The organism is Roseisolibacter sp. H3M3-2 (assembly GCF_029211165.1).
GTDB lineage: Bacteria > Gemmatimonadota > Gemmatimonadetes > Gemmatimonadales > Gemmatimonadaceae > Roseisolibacter.
This window is the reverse complement of sequence record NZ_JARGEK010000155.1, coordinates 1-10,577: the sequence shown is the minus strand read 5'-3', so window position 1 is coordinate 10,577 and position 10,577 is coordinate 1. Positions and strand designations below refer to the sequence as shown.

At 75.4% G+C, this 10,577-nt stretch carries 10 protein-coding genes and 1 pseudogene; 4 read left to right on the top strand and 7 right to left on the bottom strand.

The window, feature by feature from the left end:
* A partial coding sequence (locus PYV61_RS13715) for a DUF4118 domain-containing protein (protein ID WP_275832442.1) occupies positions 1-480 on the bottom strand: 480 nt, incomplete at its 3' end.
* A complete protein-coding gene (locus PYV61_RS13710; RefSeq protein ID WP_275832440.1) occupies positions 477-1,205 on the bottom strand; it encodes a response regulator in 729 nt (242 codons plus the stop codon). The genes PYV61_RS13710 and PYV61_RS13715, both read right to left, overlap by 4 nt.
* A 104-nt stretch (positions 1,206-1,309) precedes the next feature.
* On the opposite strand from PYV61_RS13710, the gene PYV61_RS13705 reads away from it, so the two are divergent.
* Positions 1,310-3,208, top strand: a complete 1,899-nt coding sequence (locus tag PYV61_RS13705) for a potassium transporter Kup (RefSeq protein ID WP_275832438.1) — start codon at positions 1,310-1,312, stop codon at positions 3,206-3,208.
* Between the two features lie 7 nt (positions 3,209-3,215).
* On the opposite strand, the gene PYV61_RS13700 is transcribed toward PYV61_RS13705, so the two are convergent.
* Positions 3,216-3,413, bottom strand: coding sequence for a DUF2892 domain-containing protein (locus PYV61_RS13700; protein ID WP_275832436.1), 198 nt, complete (start codon positions 3,411-3,413; stop codon positions 3,216-3,218).
* Between the two features lie 164 nt (positions 3,414-3,577).
* Between PYV61_RS13700 and PYV61_RS13695 the strand changes: the two genes are divergently transcribed.
* From PYV61_RS13695 to PYV61_RS13685, 3 genes are all read left to right on the top strand, one after another.
* Entirely contained in the window at positions 3,578-4,468 is an 891-nt protein-coding gene (locus tag PYV61_RS13695; RefSeq protein ID WP_275832434.1) for a DUF3108 domain-containing protein, read from the top strand.
* A 167-nt stretch (positions 4,469-4,635) separates the two neighbouring features.
* Positions 4,636-5,241, top strand: a complete 606-nt coding sequence (locus PYV61_RS13690; protein WP_275832432.1) for a YceI family protein — start codon at positions 4,636-4,638, stop codon at positions 5,239-5,241.
* Between the two features lie 18 nt (positions 5,242-5,259).
* The gene (locus PYV61_RS13685; protein ID WP_275832430.1) at positions 5,260-6,660 is read left to right on the top strand and encodes a hypothetical protein; all 1,401 of its coding nucleotides are present in this window, start codon (positions 5,260-5,262) and stop codon (positions 6,658-6,660) included.
* Positions 6,661-6,705: 45 nt separating this feature from the next.
* On the opposite strand, the gene PYV61_RS13680 is transcribed toward PYV61_RS13685, so the two are convergent.
* The 4 genes and pseudogenes from PYV61_RS13680 to PYV61_RS13665 all read right to left on the bottom strand — a co-directional run.
* Positions 6,706-8,640, bottom strand: a complete 1,935-nt coding sequence (locus PYV61_RS13680; protein WP_275832428.1) for a PAS domain S-box protein — start codon at positions 8,638-8,640, stop codon at positions 6,706-6,708.
* A gap of 133 nt (positions 8,641-8,773) precedes the next feature.
* Complete coding sequence (locus PYV61_RS13675) at positions 8,774-9,379, bottom strand: hypothetical protein (RefSeq protein WP_275832426.1); 606 nt, start codon at positions 9,377-9,379, stop codon at positions 8,774-8,776.
* Between the two features lie 13 nt (positions 9,380-9,392).
* Complete coding sequence (locus PYV61_RS13670) at positions 9,393-10,334, bottom strand: hypothetical protein (protein WP_275832424.1); 942 nt, start codon at positions 10,332-10,334, stop codon at positions 9,393-9,395.
* A gap of 58 nt (positions 10,335-10,392) precedes the next feature.
* A pseudogene (locus PYV61_RS13665) lies at positions 10,393-10,577 on the bottom strand (transporter); the annotation flags it as partial.

Sequence of the window (10,577 nt, the reverse complement as noted above, 5' to 3'; positions counted from 1 at the left end):
TCTTCCTAAGACCGCTTGGCCTCCGACTTCGGCGGCGCGCACCGCCTCGGGCACGCGCACCAGCGCCTCGGCGACGCCCGGCGCGCCGAGCGACGCGGCGCCCACCGCCGCCACGTGGTCCAGCTCCGCCGCGCGCCGCACCGCCGCGGCGGCGGTGGCCTCGGCGCGGTAGAGCAGCTGCGTGGCGACGACGCTCGTCACCAGGAACGCGCCGAGCACGAGCCAGTCCAGCGGGTCGGCGACGCCGAGCGTGCGGTAGGGCGGGACGAAGGCGTACGTGAACGCCGCGAACGACGCGCCCGCCGCCGCGAAGCCGAGCGCGCGGCCCCCCGCCGCGCTCGCGCCGAGCACGAGGAGCAGGTAGGCGAGCGCCACGTGCGCGCCGCCGAGGCGGCCGCGCGCGAGCGAGAGCCCGAACGTCAGCGCGGCGAAGGCGAGGCCGGCCAGCAGCCACCGGCGGGCCGCGCGCGCGACGCTCACGCCGGCGTCACCCCGTCCGGCTCGAAGCGGTAGCCGACGCCCGGCTCCGTCTGGATGTGGCGCGGGCGGATCGGGTCCGCCTCCAGCTTGCGGCGCAGATGCCCGACGTAGACGCGCAGGTACTGCGGCGCGTCCCCCTCGGCGTTCCCCCACACCGCGGCGAAGAGCTGGCGGTGCGTGAGCGTGCGGCGCGGGTGCGCGAGCAGCGCCTTCAGCAGCGCCCACTCGGTGGGGGTGAGGTGCAGCGGGCGCCCGGCGCGCTCCACGCGGCGCAGGCGCAGGTCCACCGACAGGTCGCCGAAGCGCACCACCGCGTCGGCCGCCGGCGGCGCGGCGGCGCGGGCGCGGCGCAGCAGCGCGCGCACGCGCGCCCGCAGCTCGACGGGGCTGAAGGGCTTGGTCAGGTAGTCGTCGGCCCCCGCGTCGAGCAGGGCCGCCTTCTCGGTGTCGGCGTGGCGCGCCGAGAGCACGAGGATCGGCGCCGACGACCAGCGGCGGATCTCGCGGCAGACGTCGATCCCGGCGAGGTCGGGGAGCCCGAGGTCGAGCACCACCAGCGCCGGCGCCTCGGCGGCGGCGAGGTCGATCCCCTCGCGCCCCGTCGCAGCCTCCAGCACGCGCGCCGCGCCCGACTCCGGGTCGGCGTCGGCGAGCGCGTGGCGCAGCAAGCGCCGGATCTGCGGCTCGTCGTCGATCACAAGCAGGGTGAGCGGGGCGTCGGGCACGCCCGTAATCTGGCACGCCCGGGCGCCGCGCGCCTTCACGGAATCTTTATGCGCCGGCGCGCGGTCTTTGTGCGCCCTTCACGGGGCGCGCGCGATCGTGCGGCATGTCGCACCTCCCCGCCGCCCCGGACGCCCCCGCCGACGACCGCCGGCGCCTCGCGCTGCTCACCCTCGGCGCCCTCGGCATCGTCTACGGCGACATCGGCACCAGCCCGCTGTACGCGGTCAAGGAGTCGTTCCTCCCCGCGCACGGCGTCGCGCCCACCCCCGACAACGTGCTCGGGGTCCTGTCGCTGGTGATCTGGTCGCTGCTGCTCGTCATCTCGGTGAAGTACCTGGTGTTCATCCTCCGCGCCGACAACCGCGGCGAGGGGGGGATCCTAGCGCTGACGGCGCTCGTCACGCCGGCGCACGCGCTGCGCGGCGGGCGGTGGGGGCTGATCCTGCTCGGCCTGTTCGGCACCGCGCTGCTCTACGGCGACGGGATGATCACCCCGGCCATCTCGGTGCTGTCGGCCGTCGAGGGGCTCGAGGTCGTCACGCCGGCGTTCGCGCCGTTCGTCGTGCCGATCACCGTCGCGATCATCGCCACCCTGTTCCTCGTCCAGAGCCGCGGCACCGCGACCGTGGGGCGGATCTTCGGGCCGGTGATGGTGGTGTGGTTCCTCCTGCTCGCCGCGCTCGGCGTGTGGCAGGTGGCGCAGGCGCCGGGCGTGCTCGGCGCGCTCGTCCCCACGCACGCGCTGCGCTTCCTCGTCGACAACGGGTGGCACGGCTTCGTCGTGATGGGGTCCGTGTTCCTCGTCGTCACCGGCGGCGAGGCGCTCTACGCCGACATGGGGCACTTCGGGGCGCGGCCGATCCGGCTCGCGTGGTTCGGGCTCGTGCTCCCGGCGCTGCTGCTCAACTACTTCGGGCAGGGGGCGCTGCTGGTGCGCGACCCGGGCGCGGTCGAGAACCCCTTCTACCGCATGGTGCCGCCGTGGGCGCTGGTGCCGGTGCTCGTGATCGCGACGCTGGCCACCGTCATCGCGTCGCAGGCGCTGATCTCGGGCGCGTTCTCGCTCACGCTCCAGGCGGTGCAGCTCGGCTACGCGCCGCGCGTGCAGATCGAGCACACGTCGGCCACCGAGCGCGGGCAGATCTACATCCCGAGCGTCAACTGGGCGCTGCTGGCGTGCTGCCTGGCGCTGGTCCTCGGCTTCCGCACCTCGTCCAACCTCGCGGCGGCGTACGGCGTGGCCGTCACCACGACGATGGCCATCACGACGCTGCTCTTCTACTTCGTGGCGCGCGAGCGCTGGGGGTGGGGCGCGGCGCGCGCCGGCGCGGTGGCCGGCGGGTTCCTGCTCGTCGATCTCGCGTTCTGGGCGGCCAACCTGCTCAAGATCCCGCACGGCGGGTGGGTGCCGCTCGTCATCGGCGGCACGGTGTTCACGCTGCTCACCACCTGGAAGACGGGGCGCCGGATCCTCGCCCAGCGGCTCGCGGAGCGGTCGATCCCGCGCGACGTCTTCCTCGAGGGGCTGCTGCGGCACCCGCCGCACCGCGTGCCCGGGACGTCGGTGTTCATGTACGGCAGCGCCACCGGGACGCCGCCGGCGCTGCTCCACAACCTCAAGCACAACCGCGTGCTGCACGAGCGCGTGGTCTTCCTCGCCATCCGCACCGAGGAGGTGCCGCAGGTCGATCCCGCCGAGCGGGCCTCGGTCGAGGCGCTCGGCCACGGGCTCTGGCAGGTGACGCTGCGCTACGGCTTCATGGAGGACGCCGACGTGCCGGACGCGCTGGCGCGCCTCGGCCACCCCGAGCTGGTCCTCCGGCCGCTCGACACCACGTACTTCCTGGGGCGCGAGACGCTGATCGCCACCCGGCACCCGGGGATGGCGCTGTGGCGCGAGCGGCTGTTCGCGCTCCTGTCGCGCAACGCGCGGCCGGCGACGGCGTTCTTCCGCCTGCCGCCGAACCGCGTGGTCGAGCTGGGGGCGCAGGTCGAGCTGTAGCGCGGCGCTACAGCGCGCGCCCCCGCGTGCGCACGTGCAGCAGCTCGTACAGCGGGCAGTAGCCGGCGAGTCCGGTGGCGAGCGGCAGGATACCGAGCCAGCCCCACCAGGTCTCGGGGCCGCGGGCGAGGCCGAACGCGAGGAGCGCGGCGCCGAGGAGGACGCGGAACGCGCGGTCGAGGGGGCCGAGGTTGGGGAGGAGCATGGGGGGCCTCGCGGGTGGGGGTCGGTGCGGCGTCCGGGGCCACGATGCGCCGCGGCGCGCGGCGGCGGCGTAGGGGAACCGGCGCGGACTCGGCGTGGGGCGCCCCACACGCCGGGGCGGAACGCCCGACGGGCCGGGCGGGCGCGACGCCGTACCCTGCGTCCATGCGGTACTCCCTGCGCCACACCCTCGCCCCCGTCGGCCCCCGGGCCGGACGCGCCGTCGACCCCGACGCCTCGGGCCACTTCGTCGTCGTGCCGCGTCCGCGCGGGCTCCGGCGGGCCGCGCTGGCGCTGCTGGCGATGCTGCCGGCGCTGTGCGCGCAGGCGCCGGCGCCCGCGGGGGCCGGCGCGCTCCCGTTCGCGGCCGGCGAGCGGCTCGAGTACCGGGCGCGCGTGGCCCGCTTCGGCGAGATCGGGCGGGCCGCGATGTGGGTCGAGGGGCCCGCCGAGCTGCGCGGCGTGCGGGCGCTCCGCCTGCGCTTCGACATCGACACGAAGGTCGGGATCGTCCGCGTGGTCGACCGCACCGAGTCGTGGCTCGACCCCGAGCGGATGACGGCGCTGCGCTACCACAAGCACGAGCGCCACCCGCTGGCGAAGCGCGACGAGCGGGTCGAGCTCTACCCCGGCGCGCGGCGCTGGGAGCGCGCCGACGGCGTGCACGGGGCCAGCGACACCGACCTCCCGCTCGACGAGCTGTCGTTCCTCTACTACGTGCGCACGCTGCCGCTCGACGCCGACACGGCGGTCACGGTGGCGCGCCACTTCGACCCCGAGCGCAACCCGACGACGGTGCGCGTGGTGGGGCGCGAGACGCTGGCGACGCCGGCCGGCGAGTTCCGCACGGTCGTGGTCGAGATGCGCGTCCGCGACCTGCGCCGCTACGGGCGTGCCGGGGGCGAGGGGGTGCTGCGGCTGCACCTGAGCGACGACGCGCGCCGGCTTCCGGTGCGCATCGAGAGCACCGTCCCGATCGCGGGGCGCGCCGTGCTGACGCTCGACGCCTACGTCCCGCCCGCGGGCGGCGCGCCGCTGCTGGCGGGGGCGCCCTGAGGCGCTGGCCGTGAGTCGCCGGTAGGGAAAAGCCCGACCGGCCGCCGGCGGATGCCGCCGGATTTCCGCCCCCTCTCCCCGACTTCGCCGCGCCCCCCGGACCCCGACCTTCCGTGCAGACCTCGCGACCACCGCGACGGTCGCCCCCCGATCGAAGGACGGTCCCCATGCGCACCGCCGCCCTCGCCCTCCTGGGCCTCGCCCTCGCCCCCGCGGTCGCCGACACGCCGCTCGTCCTGCAGCCGCAGAGCCGGCTGTGGGTCGACGGGACCTCGACGGTGCGCCGCTTCACCTGCGCGGCCGGCGTGCTGAACGCCGAGGTCGCGGGGAAGGCGGGCGCGGTGCCCGCGGTGCTCGCCGGCGAGAAGGCCGTGCGCACGGTCGAGGTGCACATCCCCGCCGCGCGCCTCGACTGCAAGAACGGCACGATGAACGAGCACATGCTCAAGGCCATCAAGGCGAAGGAGCACGGCGAGATCGTCTTCACCGTCTCCGCGTACGACCTCGCGGCCGCCGACGGCGGCGTGACGGGGACGCTCACCGGCACGCTCGCCCTGGGCGGCGTCACGAGGACGATCGCCGTCGAGGCGACCGGGAAGGAGGCGGGCCCCGGCGCGCTCCGCGTCGCCGGCACGCACGCGCTCAAGCTGTCGGACTACGGGCTCAAGGCCCCGTCCCTGATGCTCGGCACGATGAAGGTCGGCGACGTCGTCACCGTCGGCTTCGACCTGGTGCTCAAGGGCGAGCCGACCGTCGCCGCGACGCACAACTGACCACCCGAGGACCCCACCATGCGCACCCAGACTCCCCTCACGCTCCTCGGCGCCCTCGCGGTGACGGCCCTCGCCGCCGGCGCGCAGGAGGTCACCGTCGCCAGCGCGGCACGCGTCGACACCACCGCCGCCGCCCGCAAGGACTCGACGCCCGAGACGAAGGCGGCCGGCGTCCTCAGCGTCGTCCCGCAGCAGCGCATCCAGTACATGCGCGCCAACGACGCCCGCGGCATCAACGTCTTCGAGACCACCAAGAAGGACACCGTCCCCTACCGCGGCTTCGAGCTGCAGTTCGGCGGCGCCTTCACCCAGCAGTTCCAGGGGCTCGGCCACGAGAACCGCGCGCAGGCGCGCCCGGTCAACGGGGTCAACGCCAACCAGCTCATCACGCTGGGCCACGGCTTCAACAACGCCGTCGCCAACCTGTACGTGAACGCGCAGCTGGCGAAGGGGATCCGCGTGGCGATGACCAGCTACCTGTCGGCGCGCCACCACCAGGAGACCTGGGTCAAGGACGGCTTCCTGCAGATCGACGCCTCGCCGATCGACGTCGCGCCGCTCAACACCCTGATGAACTACGTCACCGTGAAGGCCGGCCACTTCGAGATCAACTACGGCGACGCGCACTTCCGCCGCACCGACAACGGGAACGCGATGTACAACCCGCTGGTCGGCAACTACATCATGGACGCCTTCACCACGCAGGTCGGCGGCGAGGTGTACCTGCGCGGCCGCGGGCGGCTCGACGGCGCCTTCGTGATGGGCGGGATGACCAACGGCGAGATCCGCGGCACCACGCTCAACGCCCAGCGCCGCTCGCCCGGCTACCTGGCCAAGGCCGGCTTCGACCGCCAGGTCTCGCCCGACCTGCGCGTCCGCCTCACCGGCTCGACCTTCGCGCAGGCCCGCTCGTCGAACCAGACGCTCTACAGCGGCGACCGCGCCGGCTCGCGCTACTACAACGTCGTCGAGAACACGGCGTCGACCGAGAAGGACAACTTCACCTCGGGCGCGATCAACCCGGGCTTCAACGAGATGCACGCGGCGGTGGTCAACCCGTTCCTCAAGTACCGCGGCCTCGAGCTCTTCGGCAACTTCGAGCGCGCGCGCGGCAAGGCCGCCGTCGACACCGCCGCCCGCCGCGCGTTCACGCAGACCGCCGTCGAGGGGACCTACCGCCTGCTGCACGACCGGGTCTACGTCAGCGGCCGCTACAACGCCGTCAAGGGACAGCCGGCCAACTACCGCACCGACGTCACGATCGACCGCACCCAGTTCGGCGGCGGCTGGTTCCTCAACCCGCTGATCCTGCTCAAGGGCGAGTGGGTCGACCAGAAGTACGACGGCTTCGCGCCGACCGACATCCGCAACGGCGCCCGGTTCAGGGGGTTCGTGGTCGAGGGCGTGGTCGCCTTCTGAGCCGCCTTCCGCACCCGCCGTCCCGCGGACTCCTCCGCCGCCCGCTCAGGGGCGGCGGAGGAGTTCGCGCACGCGGGCGAGCAGGTCGTCCTGGCGGAACGGCTTCTCGAGGAACGCCGTGCGCCCGCCCATGTCCGACGCCGCGAGCCCGCCCTCGACGTAGCCGCTGACGAAGAGCACCGGGACATCGGGGCGTTCCTCGCGCACGCGCTGCACGAGCTGGCGCCCGCCGGCGTCGGGCATCACGACGTCGCTGACGATGATGTCCACGCCGCCGAGGCGCCCGCGCTCCTCGACCCACCGCGCCAGCCCCTCGCGCCCGTTGGCGGCGGTGACCACGCGGTAGCCGGCCTTCTCCAGCATGCGCTCGGCGAGCGTGCGCACCGCCGGCTCGTCCTCCACCAGCAGCACCGTGCCGAGGGGGACCGCGCCGCGCGCCCCGCGCGGGCGCGCCGACGCGCCGTCGGCGTCCACCGGCGCCTCGGCGTACGCGGGGAGCGCCACCGACACCGTCGTGCCGCCGCCGACCGCGCTGTCGAGCCACACCGCGCCCCCCGACTGCTCGACGATGCCGTGCACCGTGGCCAGCCCGAGCCCCGTCCCCTTCCCCTCCGGCTTGGTGGTGAAGAACGGCTCGAAGGCGCGCGCCTGCGTGTCGGCGTCCATCCCCGCGCCGTCGTCGGCGACGACCAGCAGCACCGCGCCGTCGGCCGCCGTGCCGGGGCGCACCGCGGTGACCGGGAGCGCGGACACGTCGACGCTCGCGGTGGCGACGCGGATCGTCCCGCCCTCGGGCATCGCGTCGCGCGCGTTGAGCACGAGGTTCATCAGCACCTGCTCCAGCTGCCCCGGGTCGGCGAACACGCGGCTCGGCGCCGCCTCGCAGCGCGTCACCAGCCGCACGTCCTCGCCGATCACGCGGCGCAGCAGCCGCTCCATCCCCTCGACGACGTCGTTGAGCTCGACCACGCGCGGGCGGAGCACCTGCTTGCGGCTGAACGCGAGCAGCTGGCGCGTGAGCCCCGACGCCCGCTCGGCGGCGCGCCGGATCTCCTCGACGTCGGCGCGCGCCTGCGTGTCGGGCGCCAGCTCGGCGAGCACGAAGTCGGCGTTCCCCGAGATCGCGGTGAGCAGGTTGTTGAAGTCGTGCGCGACGCCGCCGGCCAGCCGCCCCACCGCCTCCATCTTCTGCGCCTGCCGCAGCTGCTCGGCCAGCAGGTCGCGCGTCGAGACGTCGCGCAGGATGACCGTGTACAGCCGCTCCTCGCGCCCGTCGGCGCCGCGCACCGCGGTGTGCGAGATCGTCGCCTCGACGGGGAACTCGGTGCCGTCGGCGCGGCGCCCGGTCACCGCGCCCGGGTGCCCCATCGACCGCGCGGTGGCGCCGGTGCGCCCGAACGTCTCCACGTGGCGCCCGTGGGCGGCGCGGTACCGCTCGGGGAGGAAGCGCTCCAGCGGCGCGCCGATCGCCTCGTCCGCCGCCACGCCGAAGATCGACTCGGCGGCGCGGTTGAACACGACCACGCGCTGCGCCGCGTCGACCGAGATCACCGCGTCCATCGCCGAGTCGACGATGCCGGCCAGGCGGGCCTCGCTGGCGCGCAGCGCGGCGGCGGTGCGCTCGCGCTCCGTCACGTCGGTGGCGAGCACCAGGCGCGCCGGGCGCCCGTCCCAGTCCACGTCGTCGGCGACGATCTCGACGTCGAGCGCCGCGCCGTCCTTGGTGCGGTGGCGGTGCACGCCCCCCCGCAGCGGCCCCTCGAGCCGCGGGCGCCCGTGCGCCGCCAGCAGCGCGGGCACGGCCGCGGCGTCGCGGATCTCGCGCAGCGTCATCCCCAGGAACTCGGCGCGCGACCACCCGTAGCGCGCCACGGCCGCGTCGTTGACCGCGAGGAACGCGAGCGTCTCCCGGTCGAAGACCCACATCGGGGTCGGGTTGCGGGAGAACACCTGCTCGTACTGGCGTGCCCGGTCGGGCACGGACCCGTCGCCCGGCTCCGCCACTCCACTCCTCCTCTCGAACGGGACCGCGCTCCCGGCGTCGGGCGCCTGCCGGCAGCTTACCCCGGCGCCGGCGCGGGGGACAGCCGGGCGCGGCAGACTGACGGAATCGTCACGGCAAGGATCGGCGCACCGCGTCGCGCGCCAGCGCGCGCACGTCGCCCGCGACGCCGCCGCCCCCGGGGCGCCCGTCCGCGCCGCCGCACGCCGCCTGCGCGAGGTCGGTGAGCGTGCTGTCCACGGCGGCGACGCTCCGCCACCCGCCGCGCCCGTCGCCGAGGTAGACGGCGCCCGCCGGGAAGGGGTGCGCGCCGGTCGCGCCCATCCCCGTCATGCACTCGGCGACGACGACCAGGTCGTCCGCGCCGTCGCCGTTCACGTCCGCCGCCGCCAGCCGGTCGCGCCGCGGCAGGTCGCGCGCGTCGACCGTCGGGCCGCACATCCCCCAGACCGTGCTGCCGTAGAAGACGGGGAGGGGGACCACGGAGCCGTCCGCGCGGACGAGCGACAGGCGCAGCGTGTCGGGCACGGCGTCGCCCGTCGCGAGCCGGAGGCGCGGCGCGGCCGCGCCGGCGAACAGGCCGGACACCTCGCACGTGCGCGCCATGCCCCCGCCGTCGCAGGTCGCGGCGACCGGCGGGGCGGGGGCGGGGGTCCGGTCGCCGCACGCCGCGGCCAGCGCGGCGAGCAGCGGGAGAAGGACGGTCGGTCGCGTCATGCGGGGAACGGGGTCACGGACGGATGATCAGCACGTTGACCTGGCGGTCCAGGCAGTAGCCGTACGAGGAGATGTTGTCCGTCTTCAGCATCCATTTGGCCGCGGCCGCGTCGTACTGCACGAACGCGTTGAGCATCTTGCCGTCCAGGTTCGACTCGCGAGGCGTCACGAGGATGATCGCGTTCGGGTTGCCGTTGGCGTAGGGGCTGTCGATGTACCGGGCCTGGCAGGCGATCTCCGTCCAGAACGCCGCCGTGGGCGTGTCCTTGCCGGCGCCCGCGACGCGGATCGCGCCGCGCGTGATCTCGAGCGCCGTCCCGCTGGTGTAGGCGTTCGCGGCGCGCAGGGCGATCCCCGTCGACGCCGAGGCGTAGCCGTCCACGCCGACGCCGGCGCCGTGCGTCCCGCCGCGCACGCCCGTCCCCGACGCGCTCACGAAGTTGCCCGCGCGCCCGGTGCCGTTGTTGGTCACGTCGACGAGCGAGGTCGCGGAGGTCGACGAGCCCGCGAACGGCAGCGTCAGCGTCCCGCCGCCGGCGGCCGGCGTCGTCGGCGCCCAGCTCGTGCCGTTCCAGCCGAGCACCTGCCCGCTGGCCGGCGCGGCGGTCGAGAGCGCGCGCCCCTGCAGCCGCGCCACGACCGGGTTCGGGTAGCTCCCCGTCAGGTCGCCGCCCGCGGCGCCGCTGGCGGTGCCGCCGTTGGCGCCCTGCGCCTCGGCGCCCCCCTTCTCCGCCGACGCGCGCGCCGCGGCGCCGTCGGTCCAGCTGAACTCCTCGTGGCCGGCGGCGCACCGCGACGGCAGGCCGGGCTCCTTGATGCGGTACATCGTCCCCGAGCCGGGGACCGCGCAGGCGACGAGCGTGCGCGGCGCGGCGGGCTGCTGCGCGTGCGCGGCGGCGGGGAACGCGAGGGCCGCAGCGGCGGCGGCGAGCGAGGCGAGGCGAGTGGCGGTCATGGTCGTGTCCTCTATGCGTGCAGTGAGCGGGATGGTCGGACGGAGTGGGGGCAGTGCGTCAGCGCGGCAGCGCGGCGAGGCGGATGGCGTCGGCCTCGGCGGCCGCGTCGGGACGCGCTTCCGCGAGGCGGTCGAGCGCCGCGTCGCGCGCCACCTCGGCGCCGCGGCGGTCGCGGTGGAAGTCGTCGGCCAGGCGGCGGAGCGCGGCGCGGACCGCGTCGGCCTCCGCGCCGGCGCCGAGCG